This window comes from Streptomyces sp. NPDC002790 (assembly GCF_040295505.1).
GTDB lineage: Bacteria > Actinomycetota > Actinomycetes > Streptomycetales > Streptomycetaceae > Streptomyces.
This window is the reverse complement of record NZ_JBEOVM010000008.1, coordinates 102,735-124,613: the sequence shown is the minus strand read 5'-3', so window position 1 is coordinate 124,613 and position 21,879 is coordinate 102,735. Positions and strand designations below refer to the sequence as shown.

The window sequence follows — 21,879 nt, the reverse complement described above, 5'->3', positions numbered from 1 at the left end:
TGCGGTAGAGCGGTACGGAAGGACGGTTCCCGTGACGGAGGCAGCAGAACTCCCCCCGGCCCCGGAGCAGGCCCGGGCGGTATTCGGCGAGCGCTTCCCGGACGCGGTCCGGTACGCGGAGCTTCTCGCTGACGCGGGAGTGCAGCGCGGCCTCATCGGCCCTCGCGAGGTGCCGCGTCTGTGGGAGCGGCACATCCTGAACTGCGCTGTGCTCTCCGAGGTGGTACCCGAGGGCCTCACGGTGTGCGACGTCGGTTCGGGCGCCGGCCTGCCGGGAATTCCGCTCGCCCTGGTCCGCCCGGACCTCAAGATCACCCTGCTGGAACCCCTGCTCCGGCGTACGACCTTCCTGACCGAGGTCGTCGAACTGCTTGGGCTCGACCATGTGACCGTGGTGCGAGGGCGGGCCGAGGAGGTCCTCGGTAAGTTGCCTCCCGTCCACGTCGTTACCGCTCGTGCCGTGGCCCCGCTGGACCGGCTGGCCGCGTGGGGCGTTCCGTTGCTCCGGCCGTACGGGGAAATGCTGGCGCTCAAGGGCGACACGGCCGAGGAAGAGTTGAAGAGCGCGGCCACTGCCCTGAGCAAGCTCGGCGCGGTGGAGACGTCGGTTCTGCACGTCGGCGAGGGCGCCGTGGACCCCCTGTCCACTGTCGTGCGCGTCGAGGTCGGGGAGAGCCCAGGCGGCGTGCGTTTCGCGGCGAAGCGTGCGAAGGCGGCCCGCACGGGGCGTGCCCGGCGCAGGCGCTGACGACCGGCGGTACTCCACAAAAGCTGTCAAACGTACGTATCTCGGGGTGTCGCGCAGAAGCGTGTCCCGCTGCGGTGCATCGTGTTTCACGTGAAACGTCGCTCACTGCTGCAGGGCATCATCAGTCGTGGCCGCGCGGCGGCCGCCCCCCGCGACCAAAAACCCCTCGGATCCCTCGATACGGGCACGGAGTTGTCCACAGAGGGGGATTCGTCCACAGAAGTACGGGCCTCGCTGGTTCTTGACCCCGAAGGCATGGGAGGCTCTGTTCATTCCGAGCCTGAAGTCGAGGAGAGTGAATCCTTGCGGTCCGACGCCAACATCGCGGGACCGATGACCGATCCGGTCCCCGGTCCCCGTACCGAGTCGGCGGGGGAAGATGTTTCACGTGAAACACCGCCCCCGATGGACGACACACCCATCGGTCGCGCTGCCCAACTGGCAGTAGAGGCTCTCGGTCGTGCGGGCGAGGGCCTGCCACGTCCCGAGCAGACTCGCGTCATGGTGGTGGCCAACCAGAAGGGCGGGGTCGGTAAGACCACGACAACGGTCAATCTTGCCGCCTCACTTGCGCTGCACGGCGCGCGCGTCCTGGTGGTGGACCTGGACCCACAGGGCAACGCCTCCACGGCTCTGGGCGTCGACCATCATTCCGAAGTGCCCTCCGTCTATGACGTATTGGTCGACAGCAGGCCGCTCTCTGAAGTCGTCCAGCCCGTCCCTGACGTGGAAGGCCTCTTCTGTGCCCCGGCCACCATCGATCTCGCCGGTGCGGAGATCGAGTTGGTCTCTCTGGTCGCACGGGAGAGCCGACTGCAGCGCGCCATCCAGGCATACGAGCAGCCGCTGGACTACATCCTCATCGACTGTCCGCCGTCGCTCGGGCTCCTGACGATCAACGCCATGGTCGCTGGAGCGGAAGTGCTGATCCCGATCCAGTGCGAGTACTACGCGCTGGAGGGGCTCGGGCAGCTTCTGCGGAATGTGGAACTCGTGCGTGGGCACCTCAACCCCACTCTGCATGTCTCCACGATCCTGCTCACGATGTACGACGGCCGGACTCGGCTGGCGTCCCAGGTCGCGGATGAAGTCCGTAATCACTTCGCCGGCGAGGTCCTTCGCACGAGCATTCCGCGCTCGGTGCGTATTTCGGAGGCCCCGAGTTATGGGCAGACCGTGTTGACCTACGATCCAGGGTCGAGTGGGGCACTCTCCTACCTCGAGGCGGCGCGAGAGATGGCGCTGCGCGGAGTCGGGATCCACTACGAAGCCCAGAACGCCCACACGGGCACTCAACTTGACCAGCAGAGTACGTCGGAGGGGATCCAGTGAGCGATCGACGGAGGGGACTTGGCCGAGGACTCGGCGCGCTGATCCCGGCTGCCCCCACACCTGAGAGGACGGGCCCGGCCACCCAAGCGGGAGGAGTGTCGGCGTCTCCTGCCTCGGCGCCGGTGCTGACGACCGAGCGCGGAGTGGCGGCCGCGAAGGTGGCCGCGCTGCCACAGCCGCCTGTTTCACGGGAAACCGAGGAGCCGGCGACCATGACAGCCGAGCCCTTCGAGCGTCCGGCGGGAGCGCATTTCGCCGAGCTGCCGATCGACACCATCACGCCCAACCCGCGCCAGCCGCGTGAGGTGTTCGACGAGGACGCTCTCGCCGAACTCGTCACGTCCATCAAGGAAGTCGGCCTGCTGCAGCCTGTCGTCGTACGACAGGTTGGGATCGACACCTACGAGCTCATCATGGGCGAGCGGCGCTGGAGGGCCTGCCGAGAGGCGGGACTCGAGCGCATCCCGGCCATCGTGCGTGCCACGGACGACGAGAAGCTCCTCCTCGACGCGCTCCTTGAGAACCTGCACCGTGCGCAGTTGAACCCCCTGGAAGAGGCCGCCGCCTACGACCAGTTGCTCAAGGACTTCAACTGCACGCACGATCAGCTGGCCGACCGGATCGGCCGGTCGCGCCCGCAGGTGTCCAACACGCTGCGGCTGCTGAAGCTCTCGCCGGCCGTGCAGCGCCGGGTGGCCGCAGGCGTGCTGTCGGCGGGGCATGCGCGTGCGCTGCTCTCCGTCGAGGACTCCGAGGAGCAGGACCGGTTGGCCCACCGCATCGTCGCGGAAGGGCTTTCTGTGCGGGCCGTCGAGGAAATCGTGACCCTCATGGGGTCGGGGCCCCAGAGCAACGCACGGGCCAAGGGGCCGCGGGCCGGCGCCCGGGTCTCCCCGGCGCTGAGCGAACTCGCCACGCGGCTCTCGGACCGCTTCGAGACGCGGGTGAAGGTCGACCTGGGGCAGAAGAAGGGCAAGATCGTCGTCGAATTCGCGTCGATGGACGACCTGTCGCGCATCCTCGGCTCTCTCGCTCCCGGCGAGGGACCGGTGCTCCAGAACGGTCTCCCGGAGGAGACCGACGGCGACGAACAGGACTGACCGCCGCCCTCTCATCACGCGAGAGCGGGTCGTGTTCCGGCGTGTACCGGAACACGACCCGCTCTTTGCTTGTCTACGGTATCGAGCGAATCCCATCGTGGTTACGATGCGACGGGAAGAGCGCATCCACCCGGCGGCACCTCATACAGGAGGCGGGTCATGCGATCGGTGAGTCGCACCGGACTGATGACCGCAGGCCTGGGCCTTGGAGCGGTCGGCGGATTCGTCGGCAGCCTGCTCAGGGAACGGAGCGCTCTGACGGCCGCCTGCGCAGCGGCGGGCGAAGGAAGCGAGGAACTGTCTTCATGGGGCGTCGGCTCGTACCGCTCACACTGGACAACCTCCCGGACCTCCCCAAGCGTTGCCGTTCGTGTGTCTTCTGGGAGCTGGACCCGGTCAGCGGCCAGGCTGCGGTAAAGGCGGGCACGCCCGAACTGGAGAAGGAAGCGTGGATCTCCGCTGTCCTGCTGGAGTGGGGCTCCTGCGGACGCGTCGTTTACGTGGATGACGCTCCGGTCGGCTTCGTGCTTTATGCGCCCCCCGCGTACGTCCCACGGGCCACTGCCTTCCCGACAAGCCCGGTGTCCCCCGACGCCGTTCAGCTCATGACGGCCTGGATCTCCCCCGACTTTCAGGGGCAAGGGCTAGGCCGGGTCATCGTGCAGACCGTCGCGAAGGACCTGCTGCGCCGGGGCTTCAAGGCGATCGAGGCCTTCGGGGACGCTCAGTGGAAGGGGCCCGCCTGTCTGCTTCCCGCGGATCATCTATTGGCGGTCGGGTTCAAGACCGTGCGGCCCCACCCCTCGTATCCACGACTGCGCCTGGAGCTGCGGACGACGCTGTCCTGGAAGGAAGACGTCGAGATGGCCCTGGACAGGCTTCTGGGAGCCGTACAGAAGGAACCGGCACTCCGCCCACTGTGACAGTCGACGGGCCCTCACAACGGCAACGGGCCGGCCCTTGGAGGGCCGGCCCGTTCGTGTTTCACGTGAAACAACGACCGCCGGTGAATCGGCGTCGCTCGATTACTCAGAGATGAAGTCCTCGAGGTCGCGCACGATGGCGGCCTTGGGCTTGGCACCGACGATGGTCTTGGCGACCTCGCCACCCTGGTACACATTCAGGGTCGGGATCGACATGACGCCGTACTTGGCGGCCGTGCCCGGGTTCTCGTCGATGTTGAGCTTGACGACCTCGATCTTGTCACCGTGCTCGGCGGCGATGGCCTCGAGCGACGGCGCGATCTGGCGGCACGGGCCGCACCAAGCGGCCCAGAAGTCGACCAGGACGGGCTTGTCGCTCTTCAGGACGTCCTCGTCGAAGGTGGCGTCCGTGACGTGCTTCAGGTTGCTGGCCACAGCAGGCTCCTCATTTCTTGGGGGGATACGTGAGTAGGAGTTCGGGTCAGACGCCGGCGGCCTGGGTCTTCTCGGGCTCGGCGGCTTCGCCGTCGGCGAGGCCGGCCAGGAAGCGCTCGGCGTCGAGAGCGGCGGAGCAGCCGGTGCCGGCCGCCGTGATCGCCTGCCGGTAGGTGTGGTCCACGACGTCGCCGGCGCCGAAGACACCGGTGAGGTTCGTGCGCGTCGAAGGGGCCTCGACCTTCAGGTAGCCCTCGTCGTCGAGCTCGAGCTGACCCTTGAACAGCTCCGTGCGCGGGTCGTGGCCGATCGCGATGAACAGACCGGTGACCGGCAGCTCGGACGTCTCGCCCGTCTTGAGGTTGCGCAGCGTCAGGCCGGAGAGCTTCTGCTCGCCCTTGACCTCAGCGATCTCGCTGTCCCAGACGAACTTGATCTTCGGGTCGGCGAAGGCACGCTCCTGCATCGCCTTCGAGGCGCGCAGGGTGTCGCGACGGTGCACGATCGTCACGGACTTGGCGAAGCGCGAAAGGAAGGTGGCCTCCTCCATCGCGGTGTCGCCGCCGCCGATCACGGCGATGTCCTGGTCCTTGAAGAAGAAGCCGTCACAGGTCGCGCACCAGGAGACGCCGCGGCCGGAGAGCGCGTCCTCGTTGGGGAGGCCGAGCTTGCGGTGCTGGGAGCCGGTGGTGACGATGACGGCCTTCGCGCGGTGCACGGTGCCCGCGGTGTCCGTCACGGTCTTGATCTCGCCGCTCAGGTCGACGGCCACGACGTCGTCGGGCACGAGCTCGGCGCCGAAGCGCTCGGCCTGGCCGCGCATGTTGTCCATGAGCTCGGGGCCCATGATGCCGTCCTGGAACCCGGGGAAGTTCTCCACCTCGGTCGTGTTCATCAGCGCGCCACCAGCGGTGACGGCACCCTCGAACACGAGCGGCTTCAGCGACGCGCGCGCGGTGTAGAGCGCCGCCGTATAGCCGGCGGGCCCGGAGCCGATGATGATCACGTTACGGACGTCGCTCACGGCTTGATTCCTCGTCTCTGCGGGACTGCTGCGTACTGCCAGGGGGAGGCCATTGGGAGGACTCTCACCCGACCCAACGGATCCTACGGGGCATGCATTCCCGACGTGCCCGGCCACACTTAGCGAGTGCTCTTGGGCGTCCCGGAGCCGTGGTCGTAATCGTGCTTGTACAGCAGCGTGCCGGCCGACGAGGAGGACGTGCCGACGCAGGAGGAATCGATGACGAAGGCCGTGACCCGATGGGCCGGATCTGTCTTGTGGGGCAGCACGACGAGGTAGGCCTTCTTCCCTTCGTACGTGCCTGTCTCCGCGGCGAGGGGGTCCTCGTTCCGGTGGGTTCCGAGCTGGATGCACGGGGGCACAGAGATGGCCCGTTTCTGCATCGGAGCCTTCGTCCCCTGTGCGCTGGGCCCCACTTTTTCGGTGTTGAGCGTCGAGGAGCCGAGCAGCGTCATGACCTTCGTCTCCAGAGTGCCCTTGGCGAGGGTCGACGCGCTGTGGCTCTTCCCTGCGACCGGCGAGCCGCCCTCGTCGTTCTGGATGAGCAGGGCTCCCACGCCGATCGCTGTGACCGTCAGGACGGCTCCGAGCGCGGCACCGGCGCGCTTCCGGTTGCCGCGTACCTTGCGTCCGGGGCCGGTGGCCCCGTGCGCGTGTCCGGCAGGACGGTCGGCCGCGGTCGCCGTTTCACGTGAAACAGGCCCCGTTTCACGGTCCCCTTCGAAAGCCAGGGCCGCATCGATCCGGCTCACGATCTCCTCCGGCATACGCGCCGGGGCCGTCACGGCACCGAGCGTGCCCCGGATCTCTTCCAGGGACGCGAGGACATCGGCGCAGAGTGCGCAGCCGTCGAGGTGCTGCTGGACGGCGGCCGTACGGGTGGGAGCCAACAGGCCCTCGGCGAGTTCGGAGATCTCGGTGACCTCCGGGTGCTCTGCCGTGTCGGTCGTGGATGTCACGCTCGCCCACCTCCGCCCTTCACCGCAGCCGAATCGGCAGGTCCTGTCTCGTCACGAGGTCCCGCTGCGGGTGGGACGGATGTCCCCTGCGCCCGGTTCCTTCCAGGGGGCGGGTTCTCGCCACCTTCCTGGCCCCCGCCCTCTGTGCGGAGATGTGTGAGCAGCGGAAGCAGTTTGGCTCGGCCGCGCGCGCAGCGGCTCTTGACCGTGCCGGTGGGCACATCGAGGATCCGCGCGGCCTCGGCGACCGGATACCCCTGCATGTCGACGAGGACGAGGGCAGCGCGCTGATCGCTGGGCAGGACCGAGAGCGCCTCGATGAGCTGACGGTGCAGGTCGCTCCGCTCGACGGGGGCGTCCGCGGACTCGTGCGGTTCCAGGAGCTGGTCCAGACGGTCGGCGTCGTCCACGGGCGCCGTCTTGCGCGAGGCCATCTTGCGGGCCCGGTCCAGGCACGCGTTGACGGTGATGCGGTGCAGCCAGGTCGTCACCGCGGACTGGCCGCGGAAGGTGTGGGCGGCGCGATAGGCGGAGACCAAGGCGTCCTGCACCGCGTCCGCGGCTTCCTCTCGATCCCCCAGGGTCCGCAGGGCCACGGCCCAGAGGCGGTCGCGGTGGCGTCGGACGAGTTCACCAAAGGCGTCCTTGTCGCCGGCGACGTGACGGGCGAGGAGGTCCTGATCGTTCGCTTCGCCATAGGCGTCGTCCACTGTCGAACCCCCTCCCCGTGGTGAGCCGTGCCCGTCAGCCGGTGAACTCCACATCGGTGATGCCCTGCTTGAAGCCCGCGCTGCTGTAGCCATCCTGGCCTGCGCGGGGCAGCGCGGTCAGCCAGACGAGCAGATAGCGCGTCTTGACCGGGGCATCGGCCGTGATCTTCGCGGAGGTGGTCTTCGAATCCGTCTTGGGCCCGATCTGCTTCAGGCCGGACACCGAGCCCGGGTTCAGGGACGGCGAGGCGTACAGCGAGACCGTGGTGTGGTCGCCGCCGTATCGGAGCCCTATCGAGGCGGCCGACACTTCCTTGGCGGAGCCGAGGTCGTAGACGATGCCGACCCCGGGCTTGATGACCATCTTCGGGCCGTCGACGAAGGACTTGGTGCGCCAGTACGTCGACGTGCTGGCGTCGTACGTCTTGGCGACGTCGCCCGGAGCCTGGGCGTCGCCTTCGGCGACGAACTCCTTGGCGCTCTGGATGGAGAGCGGCTTCGCGTCCTGCTTGCCGCCCTTGCCACTGTCCTCCGAGGTGTCCGTGGACCCGGAGCCGCCCGAGTCGCCACGGTCCATGAGGGCGTCGGCGAGCTGCCAGCTGCCCAGGCCGAGGGCCGCGATGAGCAGCGCGGAGACGCCCCACTTGAGGGCCTTGCCGGTACGGCTCTGCAGCGGGGGCGGCGGCGTGGGGACGGGCTGGGTGGCACGTGGGGCGGGGCGGCCGTAGCTCCCCTGCTGGTACGTGGTCCGCTGGTACTCCGGGGGCGCCGTGAAGGCGGGCTCCGGTGGCCGGATCCTGGGCATCTCGCCGATGGCCTTCACCAGGTCCTCCGGCGTGGTGCACGGCGGCTCCTGGCGGGACGCGGTCGCCCCGTCGTTCGCGAGCGCGCGCATGGAGAGCTCCGCCAGACCGCGGTGGACGCCGGCGCGCACCTGGTCGGGGGCGATGAGGCCGACGCCCTTGGGCAGCCCGGAGAGGCCGTAGGCGTCGTCCTCGTACGGCCAGCGCTGGGTCAGAGAGGCGTACAGGAGCGCGCCGATCGCCTCGGTGTCGGCGCGCTGCGGGGTGTCGCAGGTGATGCCGCGCAGCGCCGCGTTCACGGCGAGGCCGCGGATGCGCCACTGCCCGGTGGAGGTGCGCAACACGGCGCTCGGCGTGAGGCGCAGATGGGCGAGGCCCTCACGGTGGGCGGCCGCCATGGCATGGGAGACCTGGCTCGCCATCTGGTACGCGTCGTGCGCCTCGAGGGGAGCGAGAGCGAGCAGGGAGGTCAGTTCCGTCGCGTCGGGCAGCCACTCGTGGACGACGTAGACGAGGTCGTTCTCCTCGACCGCGTCCAGCACCTGTACGAAGCGGGGGTCGCCCAGGAGAGCCGAGGAACGGGCCGCGGCGAGCACCGAACGGCCTCTGGGGTGATCGGCGGGGAGGATGTGCACGCCGACGGCACGCCGCAGCTTCTCGTCCATCGCACGCCAGCTGCTGAAACCGTCCAGACGGGTGACGCACTCCTCGAGCCGATAGCGTCTGGCGAGCTTGTGGCCACTGTGCAGCTCAGGTGGCGACGCGGCGCCGGGGCTCACATGAGTCCCCGTCTCCGCGGTGTCCACGGTCTCCTCGCGCTCCGGCGCGTCCTGCTCCCCGGTATCGGCCACCCCGTCGGCCGTGGCCTGCTCCGCCTTGTCCGCCTTGGCGGTCAGCGGTTCATCACCGCTGTTGTCGGCCACGTCGACGGCAGCCGTGCTCCGTTCCGCCACCGTCGTTCCTGCCTCCCCATCCGTTGCACTCACTCCGACGCCAAAGCCAATTGTGCCCACAGTCCGGCGCTATGCACGACACGCGATGGCCGCCGATGGTTGCACACACTTCCGGCCGACTCAGCGGCCGAGACGACCGCGGACCATGCCGACCAGCGAATTCAGTTCTTCGATCCTCATCTTGCGGGCTGCCACATAGAAGACTCCGAGCAGTGCCACACTGCCCACGACCAGCGCCGCGATCGAGCCGAGCACACCATGGCCCAGCGCTTGCGTGACCGCGTACCCGAGTCCACCGCCGACGATCGTCGCCGGCAGCGCCGCGAGGCAGAGCCGGGCGTAGGTACGGACGACGTGCGCGCCGTCCAGGTCGCCGCCGAGCCGGTTGCGCAGCCGCCGCCAGGCCACACCGACGCCGATCGCGTACGCGATGCCGTAGGAGAGTGCCATGCCGACGACGGCCCACTGAGCGGGCAGGATCAGGTAGCAGATGCCCGCTGTGGCGGCGTTGACCGCGGCGACGATGACCGTGTTGTAGAAGGGCGTGCGGGTGTCCTCGTAGGCGTAGAAACCGCGCAGCACGACGTACTGCACGGAGTACGGAATGAGGCCGATACCGAACGCCATGAGGATGTAGCCCATGGACTGGGCGGCCTCTGTGCCGCTGGAGCCGAAGAGCAGGGTGCACATCGGGACGCCGAGCGCCACGAACATGAACGAGATCGGGACGATCGCCACGGCCGAGGTGCGCAGGCCGGAGGAGATGTCGTCCCGGACCGCACCCGGGTCGCCGTCGTGGGCGGAGCGTGAGATGCGCGGCAGCAGGGCGGCCATGACGGAGACGGTGATGATGGCCTGCGGCATGCCCCAGATGAGCTGGGCGTTCGAGTAGGCCATGATGCCGGCGCCGGCCTTGCCGGACGCCTTGCCGGCCGCCGTGGCGAGCTGGGTGACGACCAGGACGCCCGCCTGGTTGGCGAGGACGAACAGGACGGTCCACTTGGCGAGCTTCACGGCCTTGCCGAGGCCGTGGCCCTTCCAGTCGAAGCGCAGACGGAAGCGGAAGCCGGTCTCGCGCAGGTACGGGAGCATCGCGAGGGACTGCACGACGAGGCCGAGCAGGGTGCCGATGCCGAGGAGGCGGATGCCCTCGTCCGGGATGGTCGTGACGCCCATCTGCGATTCGGCCGCGGTCCCGTAGACCCAGATGAACGTGCCGAACGTGAAGATCATGACGATGTTGTTGAGGACCGGAGTCCACATCATCGCGCCGAACTTCCCGCGGGCGTTCAGGATCTGGCCCATCACCACGTGGATGCCCATGAAGAAGATCGTGGGCAGGCAGTAGCGGGCGAAGGCGACGCCGACGCTGTTGGCGTCCTCGTTACCGGCGACCGTGTTCGACATCAGATGGATCAGCAGGGGCGCGGCGAAGACGACGACCGCCGTGATGGCTGCGAGCGCCACCATGACCAACGTGAGCAGGCGGTTGGCGAAGGCCTCGCCGCCGTCCTCGTCATCCTTCATGGCGCGCACCAGCTGCGGTACGAACACCGAGTTCAGGCCGCCGCCGACGGTGAGGATGTAGATCATCGTCGGCAGCGTGTACGCGACGGACCAGGTGTCACCGAGAAGTCCGGCGCCCAGCGCCGCGGTGATCACCATGGTGCGGACGAAGCCGGTGAGGCGGGAGACGAGCGTGCCCGCCGCCATCACCGCGCTCGACTTCAGGATGTTGGAGGCGCGGCCGCCCTTCTGCGCCGCGGGCGCCGGCGCGGGGGTGGCGGCCGGTGGCGGCGGGGGCTGCGGAGGACCGAGTTGCGTGGTCGGGTTGTCGACGGGCTCGGCCGGCGGGCGGCCTCCGCTGTGGCCGGGCTGCTGGTCGCGGTACAGGTGCGCGAAGGCGTCCGGTTCGTGGCTCTCCTCGGCGGAGTGCGTCACCAGGTCGTCGACGCCCACGAACTGCGTCGTACGGGCGTCGTCGCCGTACGGGAGATGCTGGGTGGGACCCGCCGGCTCCGGCGCGGGCGTCTGCGCCCACACACGGGGGTCGGGCTGGTACTGCTGCGCGGGCGGCGGCGCGTACAAGGGCTGCTGCGCCTGCTGCGTGCCCGGAGGCGGTGGAGGGTGTGCGGCGCGGTCGTACAACGCCTCGGTCACCGGGTCCTGGGCGGTCAGGTCGTGCGCCCGGTACGGATCCTGCTCGTACGCGTCCTGAAGGTACGCGTCCTGCGGATACGCGTCGGGAGCAGGCTGCGGCGGCGGCACCTGCCCCTCGGGCTGCGGTGAACCGGCGTACGGCCGACCATCGCCCGAGGCAGAGCCGCCCGAGCCGTGGCCACGCTCACCGTCGTACGGCGCGTTCATGGTTACCCCACCTCATCGTCCCCGGCCCAGCGGCCCCGACATCGCTCAACGGTCCACTCTCTCACCCGTGCCCGACGGGGCCGTGCTTTCCGGAGCGGTGTCAGCCGTCGGGTCACTCGGCTGCTGCGGAACGTCTCCCCGTGCGGCGTCGTCCGGCTCGTCGCCCTTGTCGTCGTCGGCGGCCGCGGAGTCGCCCTCGGGGGCGTCCCCGTCGGGCTGCGCGGCGACGGCACGCTTGCGCTGCTGGTACATCCGGTATCCGGCGAGGACGAGCAGCAGGACGCCGCCGGCGATGACGAGCATCACGGTCGGGGTGACCTCAGTGACGTCGACCTTGAAGGCGAGCGGTTCGCCGTAGGGCTCGCCGTCCTGGGTGTACAGCTGGGCGTGCACCCAGATCGGGCCCGTCGCCTTGGCCGTGGTCGTGAACTTCACGGACTGGCTGTGCCCGCTGGCGATCTTGACTTCCTGGTTCTGGAAGTTGTCGCCGCCGATCTTGAGGCGGGTGCCGTTGCCCGAGGTGAGACGCAGCGTCAGATGGTCGACGTCCTGCCACAGGTTGTTCTGCACCGACACCGGGATCGTCGCGCTGCGCCCGGACAGCTTCACTTCGGACTTGTCGATCAGCGCCACCTGTTCGGTGAGGCCCGACAGGTACGAGGAGACGGCGTCGCGGAAGGTTCCCGAAGTTCCCGGGTCCGCACGCCACGACGTGGACATCTCCCGGTCCATCGCGCGGCCGAAAGGTGTCACCACGCGGGACTGATCGGTGAGGACGACGCCGAAGTTCTCGAGATCGCGCTGGGTCGCCTGGATCTGGTCGAAGGCCGACTGCGGCAGCTCCTGCTTGCGCAGCGACGAGGGGTACGCGTGCGGGACACGTGTGGTGGCGGCGGGGTCGGGCTTCGCCTTCGCGGCGGCCGACAAGGTCTGGGGCTGCGACCAGGTGCCGTCCTGCAGCGCGTGCAGCGCCTTGGCCATGGTCTGGGCCTGGCTCGTGGTGGGCATGCGCTGTGGGGCCACGACGACGCTGCGCTGCTTGTTCGTCTGCATGTTCAGCATCAGGGACTGCGCGAGGAACTGCTGCACGGCGAGCGTGGAGTTCTCGGCGCCTGTCATGTCGCCCTGGAAAGCGGTCGACAGCCGGCCGTCGGCGACCACGGCCGAGGCGCCGCCGCCGATCGGACGGGCGGCGGACGGCGTGTACGCCAGCCCTCCGGTCTCCGGGAAGTGGTCGCTGCGCGCGATGATCTTGTCGGCGCCCGCGGACGTGGCGACCTTGACGATGTCCCGGTCGACGGCGCCTTCCGCGGGCCATGCGTACGACGTGTCCGGCCTGGTGTGCAGGATCGTCTGCACGGTCAGGGTTGCGGCGTCGGTGGCGTCCTTGAGTTGGGCCAGGGAGCCGGTGACCTTCGTGCCGGTGTGTGCGAGCGACGCGAGGTCGGGGTCGGCGAACGGAAGCGTGACCACCTTCTGCCCCTGCACGGCGGTCTCCAGGTCGCTCAGCCACTGCTTGGCGTGCGCCTGGTTCTTGCCCGCCCTGAGCTTCCCGTCGGGGCCCTTGACCTTGTACGGCTCCGTCATGGCGTCGACCGACGCCAGCAGGTCGGGGTCGATCACCCACGTCACGTCGAGCTCGCTGCCGAGGGCCAGCATCTGCTGGAGGCGGCCGCCGGGACCGATCTGCTTCGCCAGGTCGTTGTCGTCAAAGACCGGCGTCTGCTGTTCGTCCGCGCCCGTCTCGGCAGTGAGGTGGGAATCGGAGATCAGCGGCCACAGAGCCGTCGTCTTCGTGCTCGTGTCGGTCTCGCCCGGCTGCCAGGGCAGGAAGGTCCGCTGGATGCCGAGCGTCTGCTGGTAAGGCTGCGCAGCGGTCTGTCCCATCAGGGCGACGCTGAGCTGGTAGACGCCGTCGGCGCCGAGATGCAGCGCCTTGACGGGGACGGACAGCGTGAAGTCCTGAGCGACGCCGGGCGCCAGCTTGGAGAACTTCTTGCCGTACTTGCGGGAAATCTCGTTGCCGTCCGCGGCGCCGCCCGTGCCGTTCTTCGCGGCCTCGTCCACGGCCGTGCGGCCGCTGTAGGACGTGCCGACCCGCAGGCCCGCGTGGGCGCCTGTGACCACCTGCTTGCCCTTGTTCATCACCGTGCCGCTGACTGTCACGGTGTCACCGTCCGTCGGCGCGCTGGGCGAGAGGGAGTTCACGGCCACCTCGACCGTGCTGGTCCCTGTCGCGCTCGATGCGGCGGTGGCCGGGGTCGCGGCAGGCAACAGCGGCAGCGACGCCAGGAGCGGCGCAGCCGCGAACAGGGCCCCGGTGCGCCGCAGCAGTCGCCGGGCAGGTGAGGGACTCACCGTTGGGAAGTCTGCCGCCTCGGCCACGTGGTCGTCCGTCCCTCGTCCTCGTCGGTGGTCGCAGATGTGTCCACGCATGGTAACGAGGAGCGCTGTGGCTGAGTGCCACGGTCTGCCCGGCATGATCGTGGGGGCAAGAGTAGGGGGCCGCGGGTGTGCTCCTGTCGCGGGCCCGGCGAACGGTTTCGGCCCGGGCCGTCCGGGCCACGTACCCTGTCCTGTTGTGCCGAACGCCAACGAAGACACCCCCAGCACCCTGAGCCAGGTGCAGCACCGCGCGGTCAGTGAGCTGCTGCGGGTCTCGCCTGTCGCAGACGACCTCGCCCGCCGATTTCAGGAGGCCGGGTTCTCTCTCGCCCTGGTCGGTGGTTCGGTGCGGGACGCACTGCTCGGCCGACTCGGCAACGATCTGGACTTCACCACTGATGCCCGTCCCGAGGACGTATTGAAGATCGTTCGTCCATGGGCCGATGCGGTGTGGGAGGTCGGGATCGCGTTCGGCACGGTCGGCTGTCATAAGGACGGCTACCAGGTCGAGGTCACGACGTACCGCTCCGAGGCGTACGACCGAACCTCCCGCAAGCCCGAGGTGTCGTACGGCGACTCCATCGAAGAGGACCTGGTCCGCCGGGACTTCACCGTCAACGCGATGGCTGTGGCGCTCCCTGAGAAGGAGTTCATCGACCCGCACGGCGGCATCAGGGACCTGTCCGAGCGGGTGCTGCGCACGCCCGGCACTCCGGAGGACTCCTTCTCCGACGACCCGCTGCGGATGATGCGGGCCGCCCGCTTCGCCGCTCAGCTCGACTTCGAAGTCGCTCCTGAGGTCGTCGAGGCCATGACGGCCATGGCAGGCCGCATCGAGATCGTCTCCGCGGAGCGAGTGCGTGACGAGCTCAACAAGCTGATCCTCTCCGCGCACCCGCGCAAGGGCCTGACGCTGCTCGTCGAGACCGGTCTGGCCGATTCCGTACTGCCCGAACTGCCCGCGCTGCGTCTGGAGCGTGATGAGCACCACAGGCACAAGGACGTCTACGACCACACGCTGATCGTGCTCGAGCAGGCGATGGCGTTGGAGACCGAAGGCCCCGATCTGACGCTGCGTCTCGCGGCGCTGCTCCACGACATCGGGAAGCCGCGCACTCGTCGCTTCGAGAAGGACGGCCGCGTCTCCTTCCACCACCACGAGGTGGTCGGCGCCAAGATGACGAAGAAGCGAATGACCGCGCTCAAGTACTCCAATGACCTGGTGAAGGACGTCTCACGCCTCGTCGAGCTGCACCTGCGCTTCCACGGCTACGGCACCGGCGAGTGGACGGATTCCGCTGTACGTCGGTACGTACGGGATGCGGGGCCGCTCCTCGGCCGGCTGCACAAGCTCACCCGTTCCGACTGCACGACGCGCAACAAGCGGAAGGCCAACGCGCTTTCGCGTGCGTACGACGGCCTTGAGGAGCGCATTGAGCGGCTTCAGGAGCAGGAGGAGCTGGACTCGATCCGGCCGGACCTCGACGGTAACCAGATCATGGAGATCCTCGGCGTCAGCCCGGGCCCGGTGATCGGGCAGGCGTACAAGTTCCTGCTGGAGCTGCGCCTTGAGAACGGGCCGATGGATGACGACGCGGCGGTGTCGGCGCTCAAGGAATGGTGGGCCGACTGCTCTCAGGACTGAGACGGATGGAATGCGTCGGGCTCTGTTTCACGTGAAACAGAGCCCGACGCATATCTGGAGACGCTCCGTTTCACGTGAAACGCCGCCGCCCGCACAGCGTCAGAGCGGTCGCTCCGTAGAGGATCGAAACCAGGACCACGAGGGGGACCGAGCGGCCGTCCGGCGGCAGCATCAGTGCCGCCACCGCGGCCGCACCGACGAAGGAGACGTTGACCAGTACGTCGTAGATGGAGAAGATCCGGCCACGGAAGCCGTCCTCGATGGAGGACTGCACGACCGTGTCGGTGGCGATCTTCGCTGCTTGTGTGGTCAGGCCCAGAACGAACGCAGCCACCACGATCGGCGCGGGTTTGAAGGTGAGTCCCAGGGCGAGTTCCAGTACGGAAGCGGTGCTGGCGCAGAGGACGATCCACCCGGCCGTGCCGAACCGGCCCACAGCTGCGGGGGTGATGGCCGCCGCGACGAAGAAGCCTGCCCCCGAGACGCCCATGGCGAGGCCGAGCAGGGCCAGGCCTTCGGACTCCGTGGATGACCACGCGTACCGGCACAGCATGAGCACCATGACGAGTAGGGCGCCGTAGCAGAACCGCATCACCGTCATCGCGGCAAGGGCGCGCGCGGCGGGTGGGCGCGAGACAAGGTGCCGGACGCCGGCGGCGAGGTCCCGGGCGGTGCCGGTCACTGCCGCCCCCAGCCGTGGCTGGACCAACTCCGGATCGGGGCCGAGGAGTTGAACACCCATGCGCAGGGATGCGAGCGCGGCACACAGGTAGAGCAACGCCCCGATGAGGACCACTGCAGCATCCGAGTCGGCGGCGATCAGGCGCACGCCGAAGGCGAGGCCGCCGCCCAGCGTGGCCGCGAGGGTCCCCGCGGTCGGTGAGACGGAGTTGGCCATGACGAGGCGCTCCGAGTCCACGACACGGGGCAGTGCGGCCGAGAGCCCGGACAGAACGAAGCGGTTGACCGCGGTGACGCACAGCGCGGACGCGTAGAAGAGCCAGTCCGGAGTGTGGCTCAGCATGAGTGCGGCCGTGACGGAGGCGAGCAGTACCCGCAGCAGGTTGCCGTAGAGGAAAACCTGACGACGTCGCCAACGGTCGAGGAGGACGCCGGCGAACGGGCCCACAAGGGAGTACGGGAGCAGCAGCACGGCCATGGCCGACGCGATCGCGGCGGGCGAGGTCTGCTTCTCCGGGGAGAACACCACGTAGGTGGCGAGTGCCACCTGATACACGCCGTCCGCGCCCTGGGAGAGCAGCCGTAGCGTCAACAGACGCCGAAAATCGCGCAGGCGCAGCAGTACGCGCAGGTCACGGACGACAGACATGGGGCACAGCCTCACATACGAGGCGGGCCCCCGGCGCGCACCATGTGTGCGAACCGGGGGCCTCAACAGCCTTCAGGAGGTGGGTGTTTCACGTGGAACACCCGGACCGCCCTTCAGGACAAGGTCAGCGCTCGACCTCACCCTTGATGAACTTCTCGACGTTCTCGTAGGCCTCGTCGTCGAAGTACTGCACCGGCGGGGACTTCATGAAGTACGAGGACGCGGAGAGGATCGGGCCGCCGATGCCGCGGTCCTTGGCGATCTTCGCGGCGCGCACGGCGTCGATGATGACACCCGCGGAGTTCGGGGAGTCCCAGACCTCGAGCTTGTACTCCAGGTTCAGCGGGACCTCACCGAAGGCGCGGCCCTCGAGGCGGACGTACGCCCACTTGCGGTCGTCGAGCCACGCGACGTAGTCGGACGGGCCAATGTGGACGTTGTCCTTGCCCAGCTCGCGGTCGCGGATCTGCGAGGTGACGGCCTGCGTCTTCGAGATCTTCTTCGACTCGAGGCGGTCGCGCTCCAGCATGTTCTTGAAGTCCATGTTGCCGCCGACGTTGAGCTGCATCGTGCGCTCGAGGCGGACACCGCGGTCTTCGAAGAGCTTCGCCATCACGCGGTGCGTGATGGTCGCGCCGACCTGCGACTTGATGTCGTCACCGACGATCGGGACGCCGGCCTCGGTGAACTTGTCCGCCCACTCCTTGGTGCCGGCGATGAAGACCGGGAGGGCGTTGACGAACGCGACCTTGGCGTCGATGGCGCACTGGGCGTAGAACTTCGCCGCGTCGTCGGAGCCGACGGGCAGGTAGCAGACGAGAACGTCGACCTGCTTGTCCTTGAGGACCTGGACGACGTCGACCGGGGCCTCGGGGGACTCCTCGATCGTCTCGCGGTAGTAGCGGCCCAGGCCGTCCAGCGTGTGGCCACGCTGGACCTCGATGCCCTTGTTCGGCACGTCGGCGATCTTGATGGTGTTGTTCTCGGAGGCGCCGATGGCGTCCGAGAGGTCCAGACCGACCTTCTTCGCGTCGACGTCGAACGCGGCGACGAACTCGACGTCACCGACGTGGTAGTCGCCGAACTGCACGTGCATCAGGCCCGGGACCTTGGTCTCCGGGTCGGCGTCCCTGTAGAACTCGACGCCCTGCACCAGCGAGGCGGCGCAGTTGCCCACGCCGACGATGGCTACGCGAACCGAACCCATTCCGGTTGCTCCCTGTGTGTACTCGGTGAAGCCCTGACCGGGCTTCACGTGGCGGTGTCGTCGGACGGATCCGGCCGGGTGCTGTCCCGATGCCGGGGCAGGCCGCCCGTCTCTCCAGATGTGTCCTGCTGAGCCGCGTCCCCCGGTCGTGACCGTCGTTGGTCACGGCCCGCGCGCTCGCTCTCGATGAGCTCGTTCAACCAGCGCACTTCGCGCTCCACGGACTCCATGCCGTGCCGCTGCAGCTCGAGCGTGTAGTCGTCCAGGCGCTCGCGGGTGCGGGCGAAGGAGATGCGCATCTTTTCGAGGCGCTCCTCCAGACGGCTGCGACGGCCCTCGAGGACGCGCATGCGCACGTCCCGCGACGTCTGCCCGAAGAAGGCAAAACGCGCGGCGAAGTGCTCGTCCTCGTATGCATCGGGGCCGGTCTGCGAGAGCAGGTCCTCGAAGTGCTCCTTACCTTCTGCCGTCAACCGATAGACGATCTTGGCGCGACGCCCCGCGAGTGGAGCCGCAGGGGTGTCGTCGGGTCCTGGACCCGGTTCCTCGATCAACCAGCCGTTGGCGACCAGTGTCTTGAGGCAGGGGTACAGCGTCCCGTAGCTGAAGGCGCGGAATATTCCGAGTGAAGTGTTGAGTCGCTTGCGCAGCTCGTAGCCGTGCATCGGGGACTCGCGGAGCAGACCGAGTACGGCGAACTCGAGGATGCCGGAACGTCGGCTCATCGTCGTCTCCTCCCTGCCGCGGGCCCTTGTATCGACTCTTTATGCCGAGCTGATGTATCGACTCGATACATCTAGACGATAGAACTGCTCCTCGGCTGCGGCAAGTGCGATCACGGTGAACGGCGTCACATCACCGATTCGTAGGAATCGAGTTGCCTGATTTGGGGTGAAGTTCGGCCCTAGGAGGGTTTTGACGGTGCGTAGTCTGTCCGCCATGCAGACCACCGGGAACCGAGTGACGCACGTGAGCGTCGTTGTCCCTGGTGTAGTGCGGGTGAGTGCCGAGAGGGGCGCATCCGTACTCCGGGGGGACCGGAAACCCGACGCCGTTTCCAGGCGCGCGACCTCGCGCCTGCCCGAGGAGTAGTCGTTCGATGAGCGAGCACCGTCGCAAACCGCCGCAGCCGCAGGGCGGTGGGCGCGCCGCGGCCCGTCGCGGAGCATCCGGAGCACCATCGGGCCGCCGCGCGGCACCGCGTGGAGGCTCCCCCTCGCCCGCCGCTTCCCACGACCCCCCGAGCTCAACGGGCCCGTATGGGAGCCCGGAGGCGGAACGCCCCTGGGGCGGACGTGCCGAAGCCCGTAAGGCGGCCCAGCGCGGCGGTCGGCGCAGGTCAGCCGATGGCGCCGGTGGCGGTGGCGGTGGCCGCCGCGGTGGTGGCGGCCCCGGTGGAGGCGGTCCTGGCGGCCCGTACGGTGCGGGGCACGGTGGCCCGGAGAAGAAGAGGTTCGTCGACTACCCGCGCGCGTACAAGCACGGCTGGCGCCGCTGGGTGCCCTCCTGGCGCCTGGTGACCGGCATGTGCGTCGGCTTGTTCGGCAGCATGATGGTCGCGGCCGGCATCGCGTACGCGCTGGTGGGTGTGCCCGACCCGGCCAAGACTGCGACGGCGCAGAACAACGTCTACTACTGGTCCGACGGATCGCAGATGGTCGCCACCGGTGGCGAGACCAACCGGCAGATCATCAAGTACGAGGACATCCCGAAGTCCATGCGCTACGCCGTCATGTCGGCGGAGAACAAGACGTTCGAGACGGACAAGGGCGTCGACCCGATGGGTATCGCCCGTGCCGTGTTCAACATGGCCAAGGGCGGCGAGACGCAGGGCGGCTCGACCATCACCCAGCAGTACGTGAAGAACGCGATGCTGGACGACCAGTCCCAGACGGTGACCCGTAAGTTCAAGGAGTTGTTCGTCTCCATAAAGGTCGGTCGGACCGTCGACAAGGACGATGTCATGGCCGGCTATCTGAACTCGGCGTACTACGGGCGCGGCGCCTACGGCATCCAGGCCGCAGCCCGCACCTACTTCGGTGAGGACGCCACGAAGCTCGACGCGAGCCAGACCGCGTTCCTCGCGTCTGTGCTCAAGGGCTCGACGTACTACGACCCGGCGGGAGCGCCCGGCATCGACCCGGTCAACGCGACGCCGCAGAAGAACCAGGCGCGCGCCACGAAGCGTTGGTCGTGGATCCTCGGCGAAGAGGTCAAGGACGGGCATCTGAGCCAGAGCCGGCGAGCCCAGTTCAAGAGTTTCCCCAAGCTGGCGAGCCCGCGCGCCAACGCCCAGCTCGGCGGTCAGACCGGCTATCTCGTCGACCTCGCCAAGTCGAATGCCGTCAAGAACAGCAATGGCGAGATCACCGAGGACGACCTGCAGAAGGGCGGCTACGAGATCCACACCACGTTCAACAAGAACAAGGTGAAGAAGCTCGAGGACGCCGTGAAGAAGGTTCGCAAGGAGAACCTCCAGAAGAACCGCAAGGTCAACGGGAAGTACGTGGACCGGCATGTCCAGTTCGGTGGAGCCTCCGTCAGCCCCAAGACCGGCGCGATCGAGGCGATCTACGGCGGTGAGGACGCCACGAAGCACTTCACCAACAACGCTGATGTCACCGGCGCCCAGGTCGGCTCGACCTTCAAGCCCTTCGTCCTCGCGGCTGCCTTCAGGGACGGAGTCAGGAACCCGCAGGGGCCCGAGGTCCAGGACGCGAGCCAGCGCACGATCGTCTCCCCCAAGAGTCTGTACAGCGGCAAGAACGGGCTCAAGATCAAGGACTGGAAGGGGGACATCTGGACGAATGAGAAGGGCAAGCAGTGGAACCAGACCAACGACGGTAAGCAGTCGTACAACAAGCCGAGCTACCAGATCGATCTACGCGAGGCCATGCGCGAGTCCGTGAACTCGGCCTATGTGCAGCTGGGCATGGACGTGGGTCTGGACAAGGTGCGCGGCGCCGCGAAGCGGGCCGGCATCCTGGACGACAGCTTCGCCGACTCCAACTACCCCTCGTTCTCCCTCGGTACGTCCGACCCGAGTGCGATCCGTATGGCGGGCGCCTATGGCACGTTCGCGACCAGTGGTCAGCAGAACGACCCGTACTCGGTGACATCCGTCGACCGTGAGGGCGAGAACGTCTTCCGGCACGAGGCCAAGCCCGTGCGCGCCTTCGACACGAAGGTCGCCGACAACGTGACCGACGTTCTCAAGACCGTCGTCGACAAGGGCACCGGTACGGCGGCGCGGCTGCCGGGCCGCGACGTGGCCGGCAAGACCGGTACCACCGACGGCAACAAGTCGGCCTGGTTCGTCGGCTACACCAAGCAGTTGTCCACCGCGATCACGATGTACCGGATGGACGACAACGAGAAGTCCCACAACCGCAAGTTCCTTGAGATGTACGGCACCGGTGGTCAGGAGAAGATCCACGGTGCGTCGTTCCCGTCCGAGATCTGGCACGACTACATGACGCAGGCTCTGAAGGGCCAGCCGAACGAGCCGTTCCCGGTGCCGGAGCCCATCGGGGAGCTCGTGGGCGCGACCCCGAGCCCCACGCCGACCCCGTCGGCCACGGTGACCCCGTCGGAGACCGCCTCGCCGTCCCCGTCGACCAGCGAGACTGCGCCGCCGTCCCCGTCGCCCTCGGAGACGTGCAGCGACTGGGACTGGGCCTGCAAGAACGAGGACGGTGGCGCCACCGGGGGTACGGACACCGGAGGCGCGACCGACGGCGGAGCGTCGTCGACGCCGAGCGACGGGAGTACCGACGACACCGGAGGCCCGGGCAATGGAAACGGTGGCGGCATCTTCGGAGGCCCGAACCAGTAGCCGAACCGGCTTCAACGCACCGTGTTTCACGTGAAACTCTGCGTGTTCCACGGCAAGCGAGGGCCGTCACACCCACCGGGTGTGGCGGCCCTCGCCCCGTTCTCAGCCTCGTACGGCAGGATG

16 protein-coding genes are annotated in these 21,879 nt (G+C 68.2%); 6 read left to right on the top strand and 10 right to left on the bottom strand.

Going from position 1 to position 21,879, the window contains the following annotated elements:
• Positions 1-31: 31 nt before the first annotated feature.
• From rsmG to ABT004_RS07355, 4 genes are all read left to right on the top strand, one after another.
• Positions 32-748, top strand: coding sequence for a 16S rRNA (guanine(527)-N(7))-methyltransferase RsmG (gene rsmG / locus ABT004_RS07370; RefSeq protein WP_351332256.1), 717 nt, complete (start codon positions 32-34; stop codon positions 746-748).
• A gap of 255 nt (positions 749-1,003) precedes the next feature.
• The gene (locus tag ABT004_RS07365) at positions 1,004-2,080 is read left to right on the top strand and encodes a ParA family protein (RefSeq protein ID WP_351332290.1); all 1,077 of its coding nucleotides are present in this window, start codon (positions 1,004-1,006) and stop codon (positions 2,078-2,080) included.
• Complete coding sequence (locus ABT004_RS07360) at positions 2,077-3,180, top strand: ParB/RepB/Spo0J family partition protein (protein ID WP_351332253.1); 1,104 nt, start codon at positions 2,077-2,079, stop codon at positions 3,178-3,180. Before ABT004_RS07365 ends, ABT004_RS07360 begins: the two co-directional genes overlap by 4 nt.
• 305 nt (positions 3,181-3,485) lie before the next feature.
• On the top strand, positions 3,486-4,103 hold the full coding sequence (locus tag ABT004_RS07355; protein WP_351332251.1) for a GNAT family N-acetyltransferase: 618 nt from the start codon (positions 3,486-3,488) through the stop codon (positions 4,101-4,103).
• 102 nt (positions 4,104-4,205) lie between these two features.
• Here the strand turns inward: ABT004_RS07355 and trxA are convergent, their stop codons facing one another.
• The 7 genes from trxA to ABT004_RS07320 form a co-directional block, all read right to left on the bottom strand.
• The gene (gene trxA / locus ABT004_RS07350) at positions 4,206-4,538 is read right to left on the bottom strand and encodes a thioredoxin (protein ID WP_351332248.1); all 333 of its coding nucleotides are present in this window, start codon (positions 4,536-4,538) and stop codon (positions 4,206-4,208) included.
• A 46-nt stretch (positions 4,539-4,584) separates the two neighbouring features.
• A complete protein-coding gene (trxB, locus tag ABT004_RS07345) occupies positions 4,585-5,562 on the bottom strand; it encodes a thioredoxin-disulfide reductase (RefSeq protein ID WP_351332247.1) in 978 nt (325 codons plus the stop codon).
• Between the two features lie 119 nt (positions 5,563-5,681).
• Positions 5,682-6,521: an anti-sigma factor family protein gene (locus ABT004_RS07340; RefSeq protein ID WP_351332244.1), complete on the bottom strand. Its 840-nt coding sequence runs from the start codon at positions 6,519-6,521 to the stop codon at positions 5,682-5,684.
• Positions 6,518-7,231: an RNA polymerase sigma factor SigM gene (gene sigM, locus ABT004_RS07335; protein WP_351332241.1), complete on the bottom strand. Its 714-nt coding sequence runs from the start codon at positions 7,229-7,231 to the stop codon at positions 6,518-6,520. Before sigM ends, ABT004_RS07340 begins: the two co-directional genes overlap by 4 nt.
• A 34-nt stretch (positions 7,232-7,265) precedes the next feature.
• Positions 7,266-8,987, bottom strand: a complete 1,722-nt coding sequence (locus ABT004_RS07330) for a protein kinase family protein (protein WP_351332238.1) — start codon at positions 8,985-8,987, stop codon at positions 7,266-7,268.
• A 120-nt stretch (positions 8,988-9,107) separates the two neighbouring features.
• Positions 9,108-11,354, bottom strand: a complete 2,247-nt coding sequence (gene murJ, locus ABT004_RS07325; protein WP_351332235.1) for a murein biosynthesis integral membrane protein MurJ — start codon at positions 11,352-11,354, stop codon at positions 9,108-9,110.
• A 45-nt stretch (positions 11,355-11,399) separates the two neighbouring features.
• Positions 11,400-13,739 (bottom strand): DUF6049 family protein, encoded by a 2,340-nt coding sequence (locus ABT004_RS07320; RefSeq protein WP_351332233.1) that lies wholly within the window; start codon positions 13,737-13,739, stop codon positions 11,400-11,402.
• A gap of 196 nt (positions 13,740-13,935) precedes the next feature.
• On the opposite strand from ABT004_RS07320, the gene ABT004_RS07315 reads away from it, so the two are divergent.
• Positions 13,936-15,384: a CCA tRNA nucleotidyltransferase gene (locus tag ABT004_RS07315; protein ID WP_351332230.1), complete on the top strand. Its 1,449-nt coding sequence runs from the start codon at positions 13,936-13,938 to the stop codon at positions 15,382-15,384.
• Between the two features lie 70 nt (positions 15,385-15,454).
• Here ABT004_RS07315 and ABT004_RS07310 read toward each other — a convergent pair whose 3' ends face one another.
• The 3 genes from ABT004_RS07310 to ABT004_RS07300 form a co-directional block, all read right to left on the bottom strand.
• Positions 15,455-16,714: an MFS transporter gene (locus ABT004_RS07310; RefSeq protein ID WP_351332228.1), complete on the bottom strand. Its 1,260-nt coding sequence runs from the start codon at positions 16,712-16,714 to the stop codon at positions 15,455-15,457.
• 124 nt (positions 16,715-16,838) lie between these two features.
• Positions 16,839-17,921 (bottom strand): inositol-3-phosphate synthase, encoded by a 1,083-nt coding sequence (locus tag ABT004_RS07305; protein WP_351332225.1) that lies wholly within the window; start codon positions 17,919-17,921, stop codon positions 16,839-16,841.
• Positions 17,922-17,965: 44 nt separating this feature from the next.
• A complete protein-coding gene (locus ABT004_RS07300; RefSeq protein ID WP_351332222.1) occupies positions 17,966-18,646 on the bottom strand; it encodes a PadR family transcriptional regulator in 681 nt (226 codons plus the stop codon).
• Between the two features lie 374 nt (positions 18,647-19,020).
• On the opposite strand from ABT004_RS07300, the gene ABT004_RS07295 reads away from it, so the two are divergent.
• Positions 19,021-21,756, top strand: a complete 2,736-nt coding sequence (locus ABT004_RS07295; RefSeq protein ID WP_351332220.1) for a transglycosylase domain-containing protein — start codon at positions 19,021-19,023, stop codon at positions 21,754-21,756.
• The last annotated feature ends 123 nt before the right edge of the window (positions 21,757-21,879 follow it).